This window comes from Streptomyces sp. NPDC001401 (assembly GCF_042895385.1).
Lineage (GTDB): Bacteria > Actinomycetota > Actinomycetes > Streptomycetales > Streptomycetaceae > Streptomyces.
In genome coordinates this window covers 149,874-170,551 of sequence record NZ_JBIAWI010000015.1, presented here as the reverse complement: position 1 = coordinate 170,551, position 20,678 = coordinate 149,874, and the positions used below count along the sequence as shown (strand labels likewise).

The following is a 20,678-nucleotide window of genomic DNA, read 5'->3' as shown; positions in this document are numbered from 1 at the left end:
CGGTGACCACCCCCGTGAACACGCCCCTGGAGATCCCCGCGCTCGCCGACGCCGAGGAGATCAGCTGCGACGTCCTCGTCATCGGTGGCGGCACCGCCGGCACCATGGCCGCGCTGACCGCCGCCGAGCACGGCGCGAACGTCCTTCTGCTGGAGAAGGCCCACGTCCGCCACTCCGGCGCGCTCGCCATGGGCATGGACGGCGTGAACAACGCGGTCATCCCCGGCCGCGCCGAGCCCGACGACTACGTCGCCGAGATAACCCGCGCCAATGACGGCATCGTCGACCAGTCCACCGTCCGTCAGACCGCCACCCGCGGCTTCGGCATGGTGCAGCGCCTGGAGTCGTACGGCGTGAAGTTCGAGAAGGACGAGCACGGCGAGTACGCGGTCCGCCAAGTGCACCGCTCCGGCTCCTACGTCCTGCCGATGCCGGAGGGCAAGGACGTCAAGAAGGTCCTGTACCGGCAGCTGCGGCGGCGCGAGATGCGGGAGCGGATCCGCATCGAGAACCGGGTGATGCCGGTGCGCGTGCTGACCGCGGAAGGGCGGGCCGTGGGGGCGGTCGGCTTCAATACGCGCACCGGCGCGTTCGTCACCGTCCGCGCGGGCGCCGTGATCCTGGCGACCGGCGCCTGCGGCCGCCTCGGTCTGCCCGCCTCCGGCTACCTGTACGGCACGTACGAGAACCCGACGAACGCGGGTGACGGCTACGCGATGGCGTACCACGCGGGCGCCGAACTCACCGGCATCGAGTGCTTCCAGATCAACCCGCTGATCAAGGACTACAACGGCCCCGCCTGCGCCTACGTCGCCAACCCCTTCGGCGGCTACCAGGTCAACCGGCACGGCGAACGCTTCGTCGACTCCGACTACTGGTCCGGCCAGATGATGGCCGAGTTCGCGGCGGAGGTCGCGTCCGACCGCGGCCCTGTGTACCTGAAGCTGAGCCACCTCCCGGAGGAGTCGATCTCGGCCCTTGAGTCGATCCTGCACTCGACGGAGCGGCCCACGCGCGGCACCTTCCACTCCGGCCGGGGTCACGACTACCGCACCCACGACGTCGAGATGCACATCTCCGAAATCGGCCTGTGCGGCGGCCATTCGGCCTCGGGCGTACGGGTGGACGACCACGCCCGGACGACCGTCCCCCGGCTGTACGCCGCCGGCGACCTGGCCTGCGTGCCGCACAACTACATGATCGGCGCGTTCGTCTTCGGCGACCTTGCGGGGGCGGACGCATCCCAGTACACGCCGTACGAAGGCGAGTTGCCTGCCGATCAGCTCCGGGACGCGCACGAGCTGGTCTACCGCCCGCTGCGCAATCCGGACGGCCCGCCGCAGCCCCAGGTCGAGTACAAGCTGCGCCGCTTCGTGAACGACTACGTGGCCCCGCCGAAGTCCGGCGCCCGCCTGTCCCTGGCCCTGGAGGCCTTCGAGCGGATGCACGACGACATCGCGGAGATGGGCGCGCGCACCCCGCACGAACTGATGCGCTGCGCCGAGGTCTCCTTCATCCGCGACTGCGCGGAAATGGCCGCCCGGGCCTCCCTGGCCCGCACGGAGTCCCGATGGGGCCTCTACCACGATCGGATCGACCACCCCCGACGCGACGACGCCTCCTGGTTCCACCACCTCGACCTGCACAAGTCCCCCTCCGGTTCCATGGAGTTCACGGCCCGTCCCGTGGCTCCCTATCTGGTCCCTGTCGACGAGTTCACCCCTGTCGGCGGCCCTTCCCGTCACCTCGGCGAGGTCCGGCCCGAGGACGTGGCCACGGCCGGCTCGCGCGACGTGGCGCCGGTCGCGTCCGGGGCGCGGGACTCGGCGCCGGCGGCAGCCGACACCGATGGCGCCCGCCCTCCCGCGGCCGGGATCGAGAGCGCCGGTCCGAGCCGGGAGCCCGCCCCCGATTCGCCTGTGTCCCGCCCCGAGCAGACGCCCGCCCGTCTCCTGGAGCTCGTCGCCCTCTCCGAGGAGGAGCCCGAACTCCACGCCCTGCAGCCCTACTTGACCGACCCGGCGCCCGCCGTCCGGCGCGAGGCCGTCGCCGTGCTGACCGAGACGGTGCCGCCGGGCACCGGTCCCGCCCTCGCCGACGCTCTGCGCGACACCGCCACCGAAGTGCGGGCCGCGGCAGCTGCGTCCCTGCGCGAACTCGTCGAGACGCTGCCGCCGGAACCCGCCCTGCGTGACGGCCTCGCCGCCGCCCTCGCCGAACCCGACCCGGTCGTCCGCGCCGCCGCCCTCGACGTCCTGCGCGCCCTGCGCCTGGGTGACGCAGCGCTGTTCGCAGGCTCCCTGACCGACTCCGTCATCCCCGTCCGCATCGAGGCCGTACGCGCCCTCGTCTCGGTCGACGCCGCCGCCGAACTGGCCCGAGCGGCAACCGCCGACCCGTCCCGCGAGGTCCGCGTCACCCTCGCCAAGGCCCTGGCGACGGTGTGGGCGGGGCAGGCGGAGCGGGCGGGGGATGTGGAAACTGCGGGAGCGTCCGGCAGCGGCCTCGACGTCATCCTCGCCGCGCTGGCCGACCTCACCGGCGACCCCGACGCCCTGGTGCAGGGCGCCGCCTACGGAGCGCTGGGCACCACCGGCTGCCCGGCACCGCTCGCCGCACGCGCCGTGGCCGCTCTGTCCGCGTCGGCCTGGCAGGTGAGGTCAGGTGCCGCGACCGCGCTGTCCGCCGCCGAGCCGGACGTGGCCGTCCCCGCCCTGGCCAAAGCCCTCGCCGACCAGAACGCCGACGTACGCAAGGCAGCCGTACTGGCCCTGACCCGGCACAACGACACCGAGGACGCCCGCGCAGCCCTCGCCACGGCCACGACGGACTCGGACGCGGACGTCAGGGCGTACGCGTCACGCGCGCTGTGACGGTGCCCTTCGCGATGCCCTCCGCTGCGGGCCGGGCACCGCTGCGGCGCCGGAACGACGCCCGGCCCGCCCCGCCCCTATGTCCAGTCCTCCGGCTCGGGCTCCGCGTCCATCTCGGGCCAGTAGTCGTCACCCAGGTCACCCACGGCAGCCGTAGCCGGACCAGCCTCCGAAGCCGAACCACTCGCCGACGCGGAACCGGGTGCCCCGCCCAGCGAGGCCAGCACCTCCAGCACGCCCTCGCCGTATGTCGTCAACTTCTTCTCGCCGACCCCGCTGATGCCGCCGAGCTGCGCCACCGACGTCGGCCAGGCGGTGGCGATCTCCCGGAGCGTGGCGTCGTGGAAGATGACGTACGCCGGGACGCCCTGCTCCCGGGCCTGCTCGGCGCGCCAGGCGCGCAGCGCCTCGAAGGCGGGCTGCAGCTCCTCGGGCAGCTCGGCCGCCGCGGCCTTGGCCTTGCGCTCGCCCCGGCTGGAGGACCCCGATGCCGACCGCGAGGTCGCCGGCTTCTTCGGCTCCTTGCGCAGCGGTACCTCCCGCTCGCGCCGCAGCACCGACCCGCTGGCCTCGGTCAGCACCAGCGTGCCGTACTCCCCCTCGACCGCGAGCAGCCCCTGTGCCAGCAACTGCCGTACGACGCCCCGCCATTCGCCCTCTTCGAGCTCCTCGCCGATGCCGAACACGGACAGCTGGTCGTGGTCGAACTGGATCACCTTGGCCGTGCGCTTACCGAGCAGGATGTCGACGATCTGGATCGCGCCGAACTTCTGCCCCCGCTCCCGCTGCAGCCGCACCACTGTGGACAGCACCTTCTGGGCGGCGACCGTCCCGTCCCAGGTCTCGGGCGGGACGAGACATGTGTCGCAGTTGCCGCAGCCCGTCGGATCGGGGTCCTGGCCGAAGTAGGCGAGCAGTTGCCCGCGGCGGCACTGAGCGGTCTCGCACAGCGCCAGCATCGAGTCCAGGTGGGCGGCGGCCCGGCGCCGGAACGCCTCGTCGCCCTCGCCCGACTGGATCAGCTTGCGCTGCTGTATGACGTCGTTGAGGCCGTATGCCATCCACGCCGTCGACGGCAGCCCGTCCCGGCCGGCGCGTCCCGTCTCCTGGTAGTAGCCCTCGACCGACTTGGGCAGGTCGAGGTGGGCGACGAAGCGTACGTCCGGCTTGTCGATGCCCATGCCGAAGGCGATGGTCGCCACCACGACCAGGCCCTCCTCCCGCAGGAACCGGGACTGGTGCGCCGCGCGTGTGCCCGCGTCCAGGCCCGCGTGGTACGGCACCGCCTCGATGCCGTTGCGGCTCAGGAACTCCGCCGTGGTCTCCACGGACCTGCGCGAGAGGCAGTAGACGATGCCCGCGTCCCCGGTGTGCTCCTCGCGCAGGAAGCCCAGCAGCTGCTTCTTGGGGTCGGCCTTGGGCACGATCCGGTACTGGATGTTGGGCCGGTCGAAGCTCGCCACGAAATGCCGGGCCGTCGGCATGTGCAGCCGCTGGGTGATCTCCTGGTGCGTCGCGTGTGTGGCCGTGGCCGTGAGCGCGATCCGCGGGACGTCCGGCCAGCGCTCGCCGAGCAGGGAGAGGGCGAGATAGTCGGGGCGGAAGTCGTGGCCCCACTGGGACACGCAGTGCGCCTCGTCGATCGCGAAGACCGCGATCTTGCCGCGGGAGAGGAGGTCCAGCGTCGAGTCGAGCCGCAGCCGCTCCGGCGCCAGGTACAACAGGTCCAGCTCACCGGCCAGGAACTCGGCCTCGACGACCCTGCGCTCGTCGAAATCCTGCGTGGAGTTCATGAACCCGGCGCGCACACCGAGCGCCCGCAGCGCGTCCACCTGGTCCTGCATCAGCGCGATGAGGGGCGAGATCACGATTCCTGTACCTGGTCTGACCAGGGCCGGGATCTGGTAGCAGAGCGACTTGCCGCCGCCGGTCGGCATGAGGACCACGGCGTCGCCGCCGGCCACCACATGCTCGATGACCGCTTCCTGCTCGCCGCGGAAGGCCTCGTAGCCGAAGACCCGGTGCAGCGTGGCCAGCGCCTCGCTGTCGGTCACACCTGGCATCTCGCTGATCCCGCCCATCCCACCCATAGTTCCGTCCCCCGTACGTCGTCCCTCGACCACTGCCTCCACGATAGGGGCCCGCACTGACAGCCCAGGAGTTATCCACAGACCCGTATCGGTGACTCTCCGTGGTCAGCCGTCTGCCCGAAGGCTCGAAAACCTGGCCACGTACGGCGGAGGGGCCCCGGTTCCCGTCCGGGAACCGGGGCCCCTCTGCCACCCACACCGCAGGTCAGCGCACGAACACTCCCGCCTGGCTGGCCAGGTTCAGGAAGTACTGCGGCGCCACACCGAGCACCAGCGTGACCACGACGCCGAGCCCGATCGCGGCCATGGTCAGCGGCGACGGCACGGCGACCGTCGGGCCCTCGGGCCGCGGCTCGCTGAAGAACATCAGCACGATCACACGGATGTAGAAGAAGGCCGCGACCGCGGACGAGATCACACCGACCACGACCAGCGGGGCCGCCCCGCCCTCCGCCGCCGCCTTGAACACGGCGAACTTCCCGGCGAAGCCGGAGGTCAGCGGGATGCCGGCGAAGGCCAGCAGGAACACCGCGAACACGGCCGCCACCAGCGGTGAACGGCGGCCGAGCCCGGCCCACTTGGACAGATGCGTTGCCTCACCGCCCGCGTCACGCACCAGCGTCACCACCGCGAAGGCGCCGATGGTCACGAAGGAGTAAGCGCCCAGGTAGAAGAGGACGGACGAGACGCCGTCCTTCGACGTGGCGATGACACCTGCGAGGATGAATCCGGCGTGCGCGATCGACGAGTACGCCAGCAGCCGCTTGATGTCGGTCTGCGTGATCGCGACGATCGCACCACCGAGCATGGTGACGATCGCGACGGCCCACATGACCGGCCGCCAGTCCCAGCGCAGGCCGGGCAGAACGACGTAGAGCAGCCGGAGCAGCGCGCCGAACGCCGCCACCTTCGTCGCCGCCGCCATGAACCCGGTCACCGGGGTCGGTGCGCCCTGGTAGACGTCGGGCGTCCACATGTGGAACGGGACGGCGCCCACCTTGAACAGCAGCCCCATGACGATCATCGCGGCGCCGACGAGCAGCAGCGCGTCGTTGCCCATCGTGTTCGCGAGCGCCGGGTCGACGTTCGTGATCGAGCCGTCGACGACCTGCGCGATCGTCGCGTACGACACGGAGCCCGCGTAGCCGTAGAGCAGCGCGATGCCGAACAGCGTGAACGCGGAGGCGAATGCGCCGAGCAGGAAGTACTTGACCGCGGCCTCCTGCGACATGAGCCGCTTGCGGCGAGCCAGGGCGCAGAGCAGGTACAGCGGCAGCGAGAAGACTTCCAGGGCCACGAACAGCGTCAGCAGGTCGTTGGCCGACGGGAAGACCAGCATGCCGGCGATCGCGAAGAGCAGCAGCGGGAACACCTCGGTGGTGGTGAACCCGGCCTTCACGGCCGCCTTTTCGCTGTCGCTGCCCGGCACGGACGCGGCCTGCGCGGCGAAGGAGTCGACCCGGTTGCCGTGCGCCTCCGGGTCCAGGCGCCGCTCGGCGAAGGTGAACAGGCCGACCAGTCCGGCCAGCAGGATCGTGCCCTGCAGGAACAGGGACGGCCCGTCGACCGCGATCGCGCCCATCGCCGCGATGTGTGCCTTGGTGGTGCCGTACCCGTCGGCCGCGAGCCCGACGACCGCCGCGAAGGCGGCGCAGAGCGCGACGGCGGACACGAACACCTGGGCGTAGTAACGGGACTTGCGCGGCACGAACGCCTCGATCAGCACCCCGATGATCGCCGCGCCCACGACGATCAAGGTAGGCGACAATTGCCCGTATTCGATCTTCGGCGCGTCGATCTTGGAGATCGGATCGGCCGCAGTTGCCGCCGTTGTCCACAGGCTGTGGACGGCCGATGCACTCACTTGGCCACCGCCTCCACCTCAGGCTTGGGGTCCTTCTTGTGTACGTCGGACAGGGTCGACTTCACCGCCGGGTTGACGATGTCCGTGACCGGCTTCGGGTAGACGCCCAGGAAGATCAGCAACACGATCAGCGGGGCGACGACCACGAGTTCCCGGGCCCTGAGGTCCGGCATCGCGGAGACCTCCTGCTTCACCGGGCCCGTCATCGTCCGCTGGTAGAGGACGAGGGTGTAGAGCGCGGCGAGCACGATGCCGAAGGTCGCGATGATCCCGATCGCCGGGTAGCGCGTGAACGTGCCGACCAGGACCAGGAACTCACTCACGAACGGCGCAAGGCCGGGGAGCGACAGGGTTGCCAGGCTGCCGACCAGGAACGTGCCGGCGAGCACCGGGGCGACCTTCTGCACACCGCCGTAGTCGGCGATCAGCCGCGAGCCGCGCCGGGAGATCAGGAAGCCTGCCACCAGCATCAACGCGGCGGTGGAAATACCGTGGTTGACCATGTAGAGCGTCGCACCGGACTGGCCCTGGCTGGTCATCGCGAAGATGCCCATGATGATGAAGCCGAAGTGCGAGATCGACGCGTACGCCACCAGCCGCTTGATGTCCCGCTGGCCGACGGCGAGCAGCGCCCCGTAGACGATGCTGATCAGGGCGAGGACGAGGATGGCGGGCGTCGCCCACTTCGACGCCTCCGGGAACAGCTGGAGGCAGAAGCGGAGCATCGCGAAGGTGCCCACCTTGTCGACGACCGCCGTGATGAGGACGGCGACCGGGGCGGTGGACTCCTGCATGGCGTTGGGCAGCCAGGTGTGCAGCGGCCACAGCGGCGCCTTCACCGCGAAGGCGAAGAAGAAGCCGAGGAACAGCCAGCGTTCGGTGCTGGTCGCCATGTGCAGGGAGCCGTTGGCGCGGGCCTGCACGATCTCCTGGAGGCTGAAGTTCCCGGCCACCACGTACAGCCCGATCACAGCGGCCAGCATGATCAGACCGCCGACCAGGTTGTAGAGGAGGAACTTGACGGCCGCGTACGACCGTTGCGTCGATGCCGCCGCCTCGCCGTGTTCGTGGGCACGGTCCCCGAAGCCGCCGATGAGGAAGTACATCGGGATCAGCATGGCTTCGAAGAAGATGTAGAAGAGGAAGACGTCGGTGGCCTCGAAGGAGATGATCACCATCGCCTCGACGCCCAGGATCAGGGCGAAGAAGCCCTGCGTCGGGCGCCAGCGGCGGCTTCCGGTCTCCAGCGGGTCGGCGTCGTGCCAGCCCGCGAGGATGATGAACGGGATCAGCAGGGCGGTCAGCGCGATCAGCGCCACCGCGATGCCGTCCACGCCCACTTCGTACCGGACCCCGAAGTCCGCGATCCAGGCGTGGGATTCGGTGAGCTGGTAGCGGCCGCCGTCCGGGTCGAAGCGGACCAGGATCGTGACCGCGAGGGCGAGTGTGGCGAGCGAGACGATCAGCGCGAGCCATTTGGCTGCGGTGCGCTGCGCGGCCGGCACGGCGGCCGTGGCGATCGCCCCGATCGCCGGGAGCACCGCCGTCGCTGTCAGCAGAGGAAAGGACATCGGTATCAGACCGCCCTCATCAGCAGGGTCGCGGCGATGAGGACCGCCGCACCGCCGAACATCGAGACCGCGTACGACCGCGCGAAGCCGTTCTGCAGCTTGCGCATGCGCCCGGACAGGCCGCCGACCGAGGCCGCCGTGCCGTTGACGACACCGTCGACCAGGGTGTGGTCGACGTACACCAGGGAGCGCGTGAGGTGTTCGCCGCCGCGGACCAGGACGACGTGGTTGAAGTCGTCCTGCAGCAGGTCGCGCCGGGCGGCCCGGGTGAGCAGCGAGCCGCGCGGGGCGACGGACGGGACCGGGCGGCGGCCGTACTGGGCGTAGGCGATGCCGACGCCGATCAGGAGGCAGACCATGGTCGCGCCGGTGACGGCCGCCGCGCTGAGCGGGGAGTCGCCCTCGCTGTGGCCGGTGACCGGCTCCAGCCAGTGCAGGAAGCGGTCGCCGATGCTGAAGAACGCGCCGGCGAAGACCGAGCCGACGGCCAGCACGATCATGGGGATCGTCATGACCTTCGGGGACTCGTGCGGGTGCGGCTCGTGGCCGTGCTCGTCCGGCTGCCAGCGCTTCTCGCCGAAGAACGTCATCAGCATCACGCGCGTCATGTAGAAGGCCGTGATCGCCGCGCCCAGGAGAGCCGCTCCGCCGAGGATCCAGCCCTCGGTGCCGCCCTTTGCGAAGGCCGCCTCGATGATCTTGTCCTTGGAGAAGAAGCCGGACAGGCCCGGGAAGCCGATGATCGCAAGGTAGCCGAGGCCGAAGGTGATGAAGGTGACCGGCATGTACTTGCGCAGGCCGCCGTACTTCCTCATGTCGACCTCGTCGTTCATGCCGTGCATGACCGATCCGGCGCCGAGGAAGAGCCCGGCCTTGAAGAAGCCGTGCGTGACCAGGTGCATGATCGCGAAGACGTAGCCGATGGGGCCGAGGCCCGCGGCGAGGACCATGTAGCCGATCTGCGACATGGTCGAGCCGGCCAGCGCCTTCTTGATGTCGTCCTTCGCGCAACCGACGATCGCACCGAACAGGAGCGTGACGGCACCGACCACGGTGACCGCCAGCTGCGCGTCGGGCGCCGCATTGAAGATCGCACCGGAGCGGACGATCAGGTACACGCCCGCGGTCACCATGGTCGCGGCGTGGATGAGGGCCGAGACCGGGGTCGGGCCCTCCATCGCGTCCCCGAGCCAGGACTGCAGCGGCACCTGGGCGGACTTGCCGCAGGCGGCGAGCAGGAGCATCAGGCCGATGGCGGTGAGCTTGCCCTCCGACGTGTCACCGACGCTGCTGAAGACCGGCCCGAAGGCGAAGGTCCCGAACGTCGCGAACATCAGCATGATCGCGATGGACAGGCCCATGTCGCCGACGCGGTTGACCAGGAAGGCCTTCTTCGCCGCGGTCGCCGCGCTGGGCTTGTGCTGCCAGAAGCCGATCAGCAGGTAGGACGCGAGGCCGACGCCCTCCCAACCGACGTACAGCAGCAGGTAGTTGTCGGCGAGGACGAGCAGCAGCATCGCCGCGAGGAACAGGTTCAGATAGCCGAAGAAGCGGCGGCGGCGCTCGTCGTGCTCCATGTACCCGACCGAGTACAGGTGGATCAGCGAGCCGACGCCGGTGATCAGCAGGACGAACGTCATCGACAGCTGGTCGAGTCGGAAGGTGACGTCCGCCTGGAAGCTCTCGACCGGGATCCAGGTGTAGAGGTGCTGGATCAGGGTCCGGTGTTCGTCGTTCTTGCCGAGGAGGTCGGCGAAGAGGACGACGCCGATCACGAAGGAGGCGGTCGACATCAGGACGCCGATCCAGTGGCCGACGGCATCCAGCCGCCGGCCGCCGCACAGCAGTACGGCCGCTCCGAGCAGTGGCGCCGCCACCAGCAGCGCAATCAGGTTCTCCACGATTCAGCGACCCCTCAGAGCTTCATCAGGCTGGCGTCGTCGACCGAGGCCGAGTGGCGGGAACGGAACAGGGACACGATGATCGCGAGGCCGACCACGACCTCCGCGGCGGCGACGACCATCGTGAAGAAGGCGATGATCTGGCCGTCGAGATTGCCGTGCATCCGGGAGAAGGTGACGAACGCGAGGTTGCAGGCGTTGAGCATCAGCTCGATGCACATGAACACGACGATCGCGTTGCGCCTGATCAGCACGCCGGTGGCGCCGATCGTGAACAACAGGGCGGCGAGATACAGGTAGTTGACCGGGTTCACTTCGACGCCTCCTCGGCCCGCTTGAGGTTCGCCGGATCGACCGCGGTCCGCTCCAGTCGCTCCTCCGCGCGCTGCTCCAGCGCCCGCAGATCGTTGAGCGCCTCGGCCGACACGTCACGGATCTGGCCGCGTTCCCGCAACGTCTTGCTGACCGTGAGCTCGGACGGGGTGCCGTCGGGCAGCAGGCCCGCGATGTCCACCGCGTTGTGCCGGGCGTACACGCCGGGCGCCGGCAGCGGCGGCACGTGCTTGCCTTCCCGGACACGCTGTTCGGACAGCTCGCGCTGGGTCTTGGCACGTTCGGTGCGCTCGCGGTGCGTGAGCACCATGGCGCCGACGGCGGCCGTGATCAGCAGGGCGCCGGTGATTTCGAAGGCGAAGACGTACTTGGTGAAGATGAGGGCCGCGAGGCCCTCCACATTGCCGTGGGCGTTCGCCTCGCCCAGGCCGTTGAACTCCTTGAGCGACGCGTTGCCGATCCCGGCGAGCAGCAGGATGCCGAAGCCGAGCCCGCAGACAAGGGCCAGCCAGCGCTGGCCCTTGATGGTCTCCTTCAGGGAGTCCGCTGCCGTCACGCCGACGAGCATCACCACGAACAGGAACAGCATCATGATCGCGCCGGTGTAGACGACGATCTGCACGATGCCCAGGAAGTAGGCCCCGTTGGCGAGGTAGAACACCGCAAGGATGATCATGGTGCCGGCCAGCGACAGCGCGCTGTGAACGGACTTCTTCATGAAGACGGTGGCCAGGGCGCCGATCACGGCGACCGTGCCGAGGACCCAGAACTGGAAAGCCTCTCCGGTGGAGGTGGAGTAGGCGGCGAGGTTGCTCATGCCTGCACCTCCTCTTCCTCAGGCTTCTCGCCCTTGGAGAGGGCCACCTGGCGCTCGGTGCCGGGCGCGGCCTCGGTGACGAGCCCCCGGTAGTAGTCCTGCTCGTCCATCCCCGGGTAGATGGCGTGCGGGCTGTCGACCATGCCCTCTTCGAGGCCGGCGAGCAGCTGTTCCTTGGTGTAGATGAGGTTGGCTCGGCTGCTGTCGGCGAGCTCGAACTCATTGGTCATCGTGAGCGCGCGCGTGGGGCACGCCTCGATGCACAGGCCGCACAGGATGCAGCGGGCGTAGTTGATCTGGTAGACGCGGCCGTACCGCTCGCCCGGCGAGTAGCGCTCCTCGTCCGTGTTGTCCGCGCCCTCCACGTAGATGGCGTCGGCGGGGCAGGCCCAGGCGCACAGCTCGCAGCCGACGCACTTCTCCAGGCCGTCCGGATGGCGGTTGAGCTGGTGCCGTCCGTGGAACCGGGGGGCGGTGGTCTTCTGCTGCTCCGGGTACTGCTCGGTCAGCCGCTTCTTGAACATGGCCTTGAAGGTCACGCCGAAGCCTGCGACGGGGTTCATGAAACCGGGCTTGGTCTCCTTGGGCTCCTCAGCCATCGGACGCCTCCTTTCCATCCGAAGATCCGTCACTGGCAGTATCCGACCCACCACTGACAATCAGCTCTCGCTCGCGGCGCGGACTGCGCCTCGGCACCGCCGGCAGTTCCTGTCCCGGCAGTGGCGGTACGGGGAATCCGCCCGCCATCGGGTCGAATCCGGCGGGCGCCTCGGCGGCCTGCCTGTCCTCCTTGGCCTTCTCGCGGAACATGTCGGCGATGAAGGACAAGAGCAGCAGGGCGAGGACGCCGCCGGCGATGTAGAGGGCGATGTCGGCGAAGTCGTAGTTCTCGTTCCTGAGGGCCCGGACGGTCGCGACCAGCATCAGCCAGACCACGGAGACCGGGATGAGGACCTTCCAGCCGAGCTTCATCAGCTGGTCGTAGCGGACACGTGGGAGCGTGCCGCGCAGCCAGATGAAGAGGAACAGCAGCAGCTGCACCTTGATCACGAACCAGAGCAGCGGCCACCAGCCGTGGTTCGCGCCCTCCCAGAAGGTGCTGATCGGCCAGGGGGCCCGCCAGCCGCCGAGGAAGAGCGTGGTCGACACTGCCGAGACCGTCACCATGTTCACGTACTCGGCGAGCATGAACATCGCGAACTTGATCGACGAGTACTCGGTGTTGAAGCCGCCGACCAGGTCGCCCTCGGACTCGGGCATGTCGAAGGGGGCTCGGTTGGTCTCGCCGACCATCGTGACGATGTAGATGATGAAGGAGACCGGCAGCAGGACGATGTACCAGCGGTCGTGCTGCTGCTCGACGATCCTCGACGTCGACATCGACCCCGAGTAGAGGAACACGGAGGCGAACGCGGCGCCCATGGCGATCTCGTACGAGATCATCTGCGCGCAGGAGCGGAGGCCGCCCAGCAGCGGGTAGGTGGATCCAGAACTCCAACCCGCCAGCACGATGCCGTAGATGCCCACCGAGGCGACCGCGAGGATGTACAGCATCGCGATCGGCAGGTCGGTCAGCTGCATCGTCGTGCGGTGGCCGAAGATCGAGATCTCGTCGTCGGCCGGTCCGAAGGGGATCACCGCGATCGCCATGAAGGCGGGGATGGCCGCGACGATCGGCGCGAGGACGTAGACGACCTTGTCCGCGCGTTTGACGATGACGTCTTCCTTGAGCATCAGCTTGATGCCGTCGGCGAGCGACTGGAGCATGCCCCAGGGGCCGTGCCGGTTGGGGCCGATGCGCAGCTGCATCCAGGCGACGACCTTGCGCTCCCAGACGATGGAGAACAGCACGGTCACCATCAGGAAGGCGAAGCAGAAGACGGCCTTGATGACGACCAGCCACCAGGGGTCGCGGCCGAACATCGAGAGGTCTTCAGCGGCGAGGTACGGGCTCATGCCTCCACCTCCTTGGGGGCCTCGCCGACGAGCGTCGCCGGGCCGATGCGGACGAGAGCGCCGGGCAGCGCCCCGGTGTCGGAGGCGACGCCCCCGCCGGCGGAGTTCAGCGGGAGCCAGACCACGCGGTCGGGCATCTCCGCGATCCGCAGCGGGAGTTGGACCGCTCCGGAGGGACCGGTCACAGCCATGAGGTCGCCGTCCTTGACGCCCGCCTCGGCGGCGGTCGCGGCCGACACGCGCGCGTGGGCGGCGTGCCGGGTTCCGGCGAGCGCTTCGTCGCCCTCCTGGAGGAGGCCCTGGTCGAGCAGCAGACGGTGCCCGGCCAGTACGGCTTCCCCGGCGGCGGGCCGCGGCAACTGGGCTGCGGTCTCCAGGGGTTCGGTGGCCCGCGGCCCGTCCCAGGGCCCCAGCCGGTCGATCTCCGCACGTACGGTGCGCAGATCCGGCAGACCCAGGTGTACGTCCATGGCGTCGGCCAGCATCTGCAGCACGCGCGCGTCGGTGGGCGCGAGGCGGCGGATCATCTGGTCCGGCTTGAGCGCGGCCTCGAAGAAGCGCACCCGGCCTTCCCAGTTGAGGAAGGTGCCGGCCTTCTCGGCGACCGCGGCGACGGGGAGCACGACATCGGCGTGTTCGGTGACCTCACTGGGGCGCAGCTCCAGCGACACCACGAAGCCGGCCTCCTGCAGTGCTTCACGCGCGCGTGCCGGGTCGGGCAGGTCGGCGACCTCGACGCCCGCGACGAGCAGTGCCTGCAGCTCGCCGGTGGTGGCGGCCTCGACGATCTGGCTCGTGTCGCGGCCGTAACGGTGCGGGAGTTCGGCGAGGCCCCAGGCCGCGGCGACCTCTTCACGCGCGCGTGGATCGGTGGCCGGGCGTCCGCCCGGCAGCAGCGACGGCAGCGCGCCCGCCTCGAGGGCACCGCGCTCACCGGCCCGCCGCGGGATCCACACCAGCTGGGCGCCGGTCGCGGAGGCGGCCCGTGCGGCGGCGGTCAGTCCGCCTGCCACAGCGGCCAGCCGCTCGCCGACGACGATCACCGCGCCCTCGGCGCGCAGCGCCTCGGCCGCCTTGGCCCCGCCGTCCTCCAGCCCGACGCCGCTGGCGAGTGCGTCCAGCCACTCGGTCTCGGTACCGGGGGCGGCCGGCAGCAGCGTGCCGCCGGCTTTCTCCAGGCCGCGCGTGGTGTGCGTGGCCAGCGAGAACACCTGCTGACCGTGCCCACGCCAGGCCTTGCGCAGCCGCAGGAAGACGCCGGGCGCCTCCTCCTCGGCCTCGAACCCGACCAGCAGGACGGCGGGCGCCTTCTCCAGGGAGGTGTACGTGACGCCCGTACCGTCGAGATCACGTCCGCGTCCGGCGATCCGCGCGGCGAGGAAGTCGGACTCCTCGCCGCCGTGCACGCGCGCGCGGAAGTCGATGTCGTTCGTGTCCAGGGCCACGCGCGCGAACTTGCTGTACGCGTAGGCGTCCTCGACGGTGAGGCGGCCGCCCGTCAGGACGCCGGTCCTGCCGCGAGAGGCGAGCAGTCCCTGAGCGGCAATCTGCAGCGCCTCCGGCCAGGAAGCCGGTTCCAGGTCACCCTCCGCGTTCCGTACGAGCGGCGTCTGGAGCCGGTCCCGCTGCTGCGCGTACCGGAATCCGAACCGCCCCTTGTCGCAGATCCACTCCTCGTTGACCTCGGGGTCGTTGGCGGCGAGACGCCGCATGACCTTGCCGCGCCGGTGGTCGGTGCGGGTGGCGCAGCCGCCGGAGCAGTGCTCGCACACGCTCGGGGAGGACACGAGGTCGAAGGGACGGGAGCGGAAGCGATACGCCGCCGAGGTCAGCGCGCCGACCGGGCAGATCTGGATGGTGTTGCCGGAGAAGTACGACTCGAAGGGATCGCCCTCGCCGGTGCCGACCTGCTGCAGCGCGCCCCGCTCCAGCAGCTCGATCATCGGGTCGCCCGCGATCTGGTTGGAGAACCGGGTGCAGCGGGCGCACAGCACGCACCGCTCACGGTCGAGCAGCACCTGCGTGGAGATCGGCACGGGCTTCTCGTACGTCCGCTTCTTTCCCTCGAAGCGCGACTCGGCGTTGCCGTGCGACATCGCCTGGTTCTGCAGGGGGCACTCGCCACCCTTGTCGCAGACCGGGCAGTCCAGCGGGTGGTTGATGAGGAGCAGCTCCATCACGCCGTGCTGGGCCTTCTCGGCGGCCGGCGAGGTGAGGTGCGTCTTCACGACCATGCCGTCCGTGCACGTGATGGTGCAGGACGCCATCGGCTTGCGCTGGCCCTCCACCTCGACGATGCACTGGCGGCAGGCGCCGGCCGGGTCGAGCAGGGGATGGTCGCAGAACCGGGGGATCTCGATGCCGAGTTGTTCGGCGGCCCGGATGACCAGGGTGCCCTTGGGCACGCTGATCTCGGCGCCGTCGATCGTCAGCGAGACGAGATCTTCCGGCGGGACCGCCGCCTCGCCGCCTCCGGAGGGAGCGCTGGTGGTCACCGTCATGCGTTCACCTCCGTGTGCTTGTCCGCCCAGACCGTCGACTTGGCCGGGTCGAAGGGGCAGCCGCGTCCCGTGATGTGCTCCTCGTACTCCTCGCGGAAGTACTTGAGCGAGGAGAAGATCGGCGAGGCGGCGCCGTCGCCGAGGGCGCAGAACGACTTGCCGTTGATGTTGTCCGCGATGTCGTTCAGCTTGTCGAGGTCGGACATGACGCCCTTGCCGGCCTCGATGTCGCGCAGCAACTGCACGAGCCAGTACGTCCCTTCGCGGCACGGTGTGCACTTGCCGCAGGACTCGTGGGCGTAGAACTCGGTCCAGCGGGTCACGGCCCGGACCACGCAGGTCGTCTCGTCGAAGCACTGCAGGGCCTTGGTGCCGAGCATGGAACCGGCGGCGCCCACTCCCTCGTAGTCAAGGGGTACGTCGAGATGCTCGTCGGTGAACATCGGCGTCGAAGAGCCGCCGGGCGTCCAGAACTTGAGGCGGTGGCCCGGCCGCATTCCGCCGCTCATCTCGAGGAGCTGGCGGAGTGTGATGCCGAGCGGGGCCTCGTACTGGCCGGGGCTCGCGACGTGGCCGCTGAGCGAGTAGAGCGTGAAGCCGGGGGACTTCTCGCTGCCCATCGACCGGAACCATTCTTTGCCCCGATGCAGAATTGCGGGAACCGACGCGATCGACTCGACGTTGTTCACAACAGTCGGGCACGCGTAGAGGCCCGCCACCGCAGGGAAGGGGGGACGGAGCCGCGGTTGACCCCGGCGGCCTTCGAGCGAGTCGAGCAGTGCGGTCTCCTCACCGCAGATGTACGCGCCCGCGCCCGCGTGCACGGTGAGCTGGAGGTCGAGTCCGCTGCCCAGGATGTTCTCGCCGAGGTAGCCGGCTTCGTGGGCCTCGCGCACGGCCTCGTGCAACCGCCGCAATACGGGGACGACTTCACCACGCAGATAGATGAAGGCATGCGAAGACCTGATGGCATAACACGCGATGACGATGCCCTCGATGAGGCTGTGCGGGTTCGCGAAGAGGAGCGGGATGTCCTTGCAGGTTCCGGGCTCCGATTCGTCGGCGTTGACAACTAGATAGTGCGGCTTTCCATCACCCTGCGGAATGAACTGCCATTTCATTCCCGTCGGGAATCCTGCGCCGCCGCGGCCGCGCAGCCCGGAGTCCTTGACGTATGCGATCAAGTCGTCCGGGGACATCGCGAGCGCCTTGCGGAGCCCCTCGTATCCTTCGTGCCTTCGGTAGACGTCCAGCGTCCAGGACCGGTCCTCGTCCCAGAAGGCCGACAGCACGGGTGCGAGCAGCTTCTCGGGGCTGTTGTTCTTGAGTTCGGGTGCCAAGGTCATCACTCCCCCTCCTCGATGGCCTGGTCAGAGGGCTGCTGCTCCTCTGGCTCCTGAGTACGCGGATGGACCACGCGCGCGGGTGCGGTCTCTCCCCTTGCCAGGCGGAGGCCCACCAGCGATGCCGGTCCCGCACTGCCGCCTTCCTCGACGGCCCCTGGCCGCTCGTCGGGGAAGCCGGCCAGGATCCGCGCGGTCTCCTTGAAGGTGCACAGGCGCGCCCCTCGCGTGGGCTCGACGGGCAGTCCCGAGCGCAGGTCGTCGACGAGGCGCTTGGCGCTGGCCGGGGTCTGGTTGTCGAAGAACTCCCAGTTGACCATCACCACCGGCGCGAAGTCGCAGGCCGCGTTGCACTCGATGTGCTCCAGGGTGACCTTGCCGTCGTCGGTGGTCTCACCGTTGCCGACGCCCAGGTGCTCCTGGAGCTCCTCGAAGATCGCGTCACCGCCCATCACCGCGCACAGGGTGTTGGTGCAGACGCCCACCTGGTAGTCACCGGACGGCTTGCGCCGGTACATGGTGTAGAAGGTGGCGACCGCGGTGACCTCGGCCGTGGTCAGGTCCAGCATGTCCGCGCAGAACTGCATCCCGGTGCGCGTGACATGGCCCTCCTCCGACTGCACGAGATGCAGCAACGGCAGGAGCGCGGACCGGGAGTCCGGGTAGCGGGCGATCAGCTCGCGCGCGTCCGTCTCGAGCCGGGCTCGGACGTCGTCCGGGTAGGCGGGCGCGGGCAGTCCGGGCATGCCCAGGCTGACGCCCCGCTCCGAAGAACTGGTGGTCACCGGTCGACGCCTCCCATCACGGGGTCGATGGACGCGACGGCGACGATGACGTCGGCGACCTGGCCGCCCTCGCACATCGCCGCCATGGCCTGCAGGTTGGTGAAGGACGGGTCGCGGAAGTGGACCCGGTAGGGGCGGGTGCCGCCGTCGGAGACGGCATGCACTCCGAGTTCGCCCTTGGGTGACTCGACGGCCGCGTACGCCTGTCCCGGCGGGACGCGGAAGCCCTCGGTGACCAGCTTGAAGTGGTGGATCAGGGCCTCCATGGAGGTGCCCATGATCTTCTTGATGTGGTCGAGGGAGTTGCCGAGCCCGTCCGGTCCCAGGGCGAGCTGGGCGGGCCAGGCGATCTTCTTGTCGGAGACCATGACCGGGCCGGGCTGCAGCCGGTCCAGGCACTGCTCGACGATCCTGAGCGACTGGCGCATCTCCTCCAGGCGGATCAGGAAGCGGCCGTAGGAGTCGCAGGAGTCGGCGGTCGGGACGTCGAAGTCGTACGTCTCGTAGTCGCAGTACGGCTGCGTCTTGCGCAGGTCGTGCGGCAGGCCGGTGGAGCGCAGGATCGGGCCGGTGGCGCCGAGGGCCATGCAGCCGGCCAGGTCGAGATAGCCGACGTCCTGCATACGGGCCTTGAAGATGGGGTTCCCGGTGGCGAGCTTGTCGTACTCCGGGAGGTTCTTCTTCATCTTCTTCACGAACTCGCGGATGTGGTCCACCGCGCCGGGCGGCAGGTCCTGGGCGAGTCCGCCGGGCCGGATGTACGCGTGGTTCATCCGCAGGCCCGTGATGAGCTCGTAGATGTCGAGAATCATTTCACGATCACGGAATCCGTAGATCATGATCGTGGTGGCGCCGAGTTCCATGCCGCCGGTGGCGATGCACACCAGGTGCGAGGACATCCGGTTCAGCTCCATCAGGAGCACCCGGATGATCTTGGCTCGCTCGGTGATCTGGTCCTCGATGCCGAGGAGTTTCTCGACGGCGAGGCAGTAGGCGGTCTCGTTGAAGAAGGACGTCAGGTAGTCCATGCGCGTCACGAACGTGGTGCCCTGCGTCCACGTGCGGAACTCGAGGTTCTTCTCGATACCGGTGTGGAGGTAGCCGATGCCGCAGCGGGCCTCGGTGACCGTCTCGCCCTCGATCTCCAGGATCAGGCGGAGCACTCCGTGGGTGGAGGGGTGCTGGGGACCCATGTTGACGACGATGCGCTCGTCGTCGGCGCGGGCCGCGGACTGGACGACCTCGTCCCAGTCGCCACCGGTGACCGTATATACGGTGCCCTCGGTGGTTTCGCGGGCCGAAGCGGCGGATGCTGACTGCGTGCTCACGAGTACGACCTCCGCTGGTCCGGAGCCGGGATCTGGGCGCCCTTGTACTCGACGGGGATGCCGCCGAGGGGGTAGTCCTTGCGCTGCGGATGGCCCTGCCAGTCGTCCGGCATCATGATCCGCGTCAGGGCCGGGTGACCGTCGAAGATGATCCCGAAGAAGTCGTAGGTCTCGCGCTCGTGCCAGTCGTTGGTGGGATAGACGGAGACCAGGGACGGGATCTTCGGGTCGGCGTCCGGGGCGCTGACTTCGAGACGGATCAGCCGGTTGTGGGTGATCGAGCGCAGGTGGTAGACGGCGTGCAGCTCGCGGCCCTTGTCGTGCAGGTAGTGGACACCGCTGACGCCGGTACAGAGCTCGAAGCGCAGGGCGGGGTCGTCGCGCAGGGTGCGGGCGACGCGGAGCAGGTGCTCGCGCTCGATGTGGAAGGTGAGTTCGCCGCGGTCGACGACCGTCTTCTCGATGGCGTTCTCGGGGAGGAGTCCCTGTTCCTCGAGGGCGCCTTCCAGCTCGTCGGCGACCTCGTCGAACCAGCCGCCGTAGGGGCGGGCCGCCGGTCCCGGGAGGCGGACCGAGCGGACCAGGCCGCCGTAGCCGGAGGTGTCGCCGCCGTTGTTGGCGCCGAACATGCCGCGCTGGACGCGGATCTCCTCACCGCCCTCGCCACGCTGGCCGGGGAGGTTGGAGGCGCCGAGGTCCTTTTCGGGGTTCACCCCGTTCGACGCTCCGTTGGTGCCGTTCGCGTCACTCACTGCAGCAGCCCCTTCATCTCGATCGTGGGCAGGGCCTTGAGCGCCGCTTCCTCCGCCTCGCGGGCCGCCTCCTCGGCGTTCACGCCGAGCTTCGAGGTCTGGATCTTCTGGTGCAGCTTGAGGATGGCGTCCATCAGCATCTCGGGCCGCGGCGGGCAGCCGGGCAGATAGATGTCGACCGGGACGATGTGGTCGACGCCCTGGACGATCGCGTAGTTGTTGAACATGCCGCCCGAGGAGGCGCAGACCCCCATGGAGATCACCCACTTGGGGTTCGGCATCTGGTCGTAGACCTGGCGCAGTACCGGCGCCATCTTCTGGCTCACCCGGCCGGCCACGATCATGAGGTCCGCCTGGCGGGGCGAACCGCGGAAGACCTCCATGCCGAAGCGCGCCAGGTCGTAGCGGCCGGCGCCGGTGGTCATCATTTCGATGGCGCAGCAGGCGAGGCCGAACGTGGCCGGGAAGACGGACGCCTTGCGCACCCAGCCCGCGGCCTGCTCGACGGTGGTCAGCAGGAATCCGCTCGGCAGCTTTTCTTCGAGTCCCATGTTCTAAAGGCCC

General features: G+C 69.3%; 15 protein-coding genes. 1 reads left to right on the top strand and 14 read right to left on the bottom strand.

Translation table 11 applies throughout. The annotated features are described in order from the left end of the window. The first annotated feature begins 2 nt into the window (after positions 1-2). Positions 3-2,873 carry a fumarate reductase/succinate dehydrogenase flavoprotein subunit gene (locus ACFY10_RS38475; RefSeq protein ID WP_390669952.1) on the top strand — a complete coding sequence of 957 codons (2,871 nt, stop codon included), beginning with the start codon at positions 3-5 and terminating at the stop codon, positions 2,871-2,873. A 77-nt stretch (positions 2,874-2,950) separates the two neighbouring features. Here the strand turns inward: ACFY10_RS38475 and recQ are convergent, their stop codons facing one another. The 14 genes from recQ to ACFY10_RS38405 all read right to left on the bottom strand — a co-directional run bounded on the left by recQ (position 2,951) and on the right by ACFY10_RS38405 (position 20,665). Beyond that, a complete protein-coding gene (gene recQ, locus ACFY10_RS38470; protein ID WP_390670032.1) occupies positions 2,951-4,963 on the bottom strand; it encodes a DNA helicase RecQ in 2,013 nt (670 codons plus the stop codon). 205 nt (positions 4,964-5,168) lie between these two features. Next, the gene (gene nuoN, locus ACFY10_RS38465) at positions 5,169-6,827 is read right to left on the bottom strand and encodes an NADH-quinone oxidoreductase subunit NuoN (protein ID WP_390669951.1); all 1,659 of its coding nucleotides are present in this window, start codon (positions 6,825-6,827) and stop codon (positions 5,169-5,171) included. Next, on the bottom strand, positions 6,824-8,398 hold the full coding sequence (locus ACFY10_RS38460) for an NADH-quinone oxidoreductase subunit M (protein WP_390669950.1): 1,575 nt from the start codon (positions 8,396-8,398) through the stop codon (positions 6,824-6,826). Before ACFY10_RS38460 ends, nuoN begins: the two co-directional genes overlap by 4 nt. 5 nt (positions 8,399-8,403) lie before the next feature. Continuing rightward, the gene (gene nuoL / locus ACFY10_RS38455) at positions 8,404-10,299 is read right to left on the bottom strand and encodes an NADH-quinone oxidoreductase subunit L (RefSeq protein ID WP_390669949.1); all 1,896 of its coding nucleotides are present in this window, start codon (positions 10,297-10,299) and stop codon (positions 8,404-8,406) included. A gap of 14 nt (positions 10,300-10,313) precedes the next feature. Continuing rightward, on the bottom strand, positions 10,314-10,613 hold the full coding sequence (gene nuoK / locus ACFY10_RS38450; RefSeq protein WP_020130147.1) for an NADH-quinone oxidoreductase subunit NuoK: 300 nt from the start codon (positions 10,611-10,613) through the stop codon (positions 10,314-10,316). After that, on the bottom strand, positions 10,610-11,449 hold the full coding sequence (locus ACFY10_RS38445; RefSeq protein ID WP_390669948.1) for an NADH-quinone oxidoreductase subunit J: 840 nt from the start codon (positions 11,447-11,449) through the stop codon (positions 10,610-10,612). Before ACFY10_RS38445 ends, nuoK begins: the two co-directional genes overlap by 4 nt. Continuing rightward, a complete protein-coding gene (gene nuoI, locus ACFY10_RS38440) occupies positions 11,446-12,048 on the bottom strand; it encodes an NADH-quinone oxidoreductase subunit NuoI (protein ID WP_390669947.1) in 603 nt (200 codons plus the stop codon). Before nuoI ends, ACFY10_RS38445 begins: the two co-directional genes overlap by 4 nt. Then, entirely contained in the window at positions 12,041-13,405 is a 1,365-nt protein-coding gene (gene nuoH / locus ACFY10_RS38435; protein ID WP_390669945.1) for an NADH-quinone oxidoreductase subunit NuoH, read from the bottom strand. Before nuoH ends, nuoI begins: the two co-directional genes overlap by 8 nt. After that, entirely contained in the window at positions 13,402-15,906 is a 2,505-nt protein-coding gene (locus ACFY10_RS38430) for an NADH-quinone oxidoreductase subunit G (protein WP_390669944.1), read from the bottom strand. Before ACFY10_RS38430 ends, nuoH begins: the two co-directional genes overlap by 4 nt. Beyond that, on the bottom strand, positions 15,903-17,252 hold the full coding sequence (gene nuoF / locus ACFY10_RS38425; protein WP_390669943.1) for an NADH-quinone oxidoreductase subunit NuoF: 1,350 nt from the start codon (positions 17,250-17,252) through the stop codon (positions 15,903-15,905). The genes ACFY10_RS38430 and nuoF overlap by 4 nt, the downstream gene beginning before the upstream one ends. Further along, positions 17,252-18,034 (bottom strand): NADH-quinone oxidoreductase subunit NuoE, encoded by a 783-nt coding sequence (nuoE, locus tag ACFY10_RS38420; RefSeq protein ID WP_390669942.1) that lies wholly within the window; start codon positions 18,032-18,034, stop codon positions 17,252-17,254. Before nuoE ends, nuoF begins: the two co-directional genes overlap by 1 nt. Next, entirely contained in the window at positions 18,031-19,362 is a 1,332-nt protein-coding gene (locus ACFY10_RS38415) for an NADH-quinone oxidoreductase subunit D (RefSeq protein WP_390669941.1), read from the bottom strand. Before ACFY10_RS38415 ends, nuoE begins: the two co-directional genes overlap by 4 nt. Further along, the gene (locus ACFY10_RS38410) at positions 19,359-20,114 is read right to left on the bottom strand and encodes an NADH-quinone oxidoreductase subunit C (protein WP_390669940.1); all 756 of its coding nucleotides are present in this window, start codon (positions 20,112-20,114) and stop codon (positions 19,359-19,361) included. Before ACFY10_RS38410 ends, ACFY10_RS38415 begins: the two co-directional genes overlap by 4 nt. Next, complete coding sequence (locus ACFY10_RS38405) at positions 20,111-20,665, bottom strand: NADH-quinone oxidoreductase subunit B family protein (RefSeq protein ID WP_062151585.1); 555 nt, start codon at positions 20,663-20,665, stop codon at positions 20,111-20,113. Before ACFY10_RS38405 ends, ACFY10_RS38410 begins: the two co-directional genes overlap by 4 nt. Positions 20,666-20,678 lie beyond the last annotated feature (13 nt).